The sequence below is a fragment of the Streptomyces sp. JW3 genome, assembly GCF_052216785.1.
Lineage (GTDB): Bacteria > Actinomycetota > Actinomycetes > Streptomycetales > Streptomycetaceae > Streptomyces.
On the sequence record NZ_JBQOUX010000263.1, the window covers coordinates 1 to 591 of the forward strand.

Consider the following 591-nt stretch of genomic DNA (forward strand, 5'->3'; position numbering starts at 1 on the left):
CGTCATCGATCCGGGCGTTCGCCGCCGAGCGGCTGCCCGAGTACATGGTCCCCGCCACCGTCGTACTCCTCGACGAGTTGCCCCTCACCCCCAACGGCAAGATCGACCAGGCCGCCCTGCCCACCCCGGACGTGGCAGGCGGCCCGGGCCGGGCACCCACGTCCCCTGCGGAGGAGGCGCTGTGCGGCCTCTTCGCCGAGGTGCTCAGTGCGCGGGAAGTCGGGGTCGACGACGACTTCTTCGTGCTGGGCGGGGATTCGATCATGTCGATGCAGTTGGCGTCGAGGGCGCGGCGCGTGGGTTGGGTGGTCTCGCCCCGGCAGGTGTTCGAGGAGCGGACCCCGGCGCGGTTGGCGCTGGTTGCCCAGCGGTCGGCCGGGCGGGCACTGGCTGGGGAAGTGTCCGGTGTGGGTGAGGTCGCGTTCACGCCGGTGATGAAGTCGGTGGGCGGCGCGGCGGCGCGGCCCGGATTCGCGCAGTGGATGGTGGTGGGCGCTCCGGTCGGGTTCGGGCTGGAGGTGCTGTCGGCCGGGGTGCGGGCGTTGCTGGACACGCACGACATGCTGCGGGCGCGTTTGGTGGCCGGCGGGG

At 73.1% G+C, this 591-nt stretch carries 1 protein-coding gene; it reads left to right on the forward strand.

Going from position 1 to position 591, the window contains the following annotated elements; genetic code table 11:
• Window positions 1-591: phosphopantetheine-binding protein (locus ACTT8P_RS38415; RefSeq protein WP_442836423.1), on the forward strand; the 591-nt coding region annotated here is incomplete at both ends.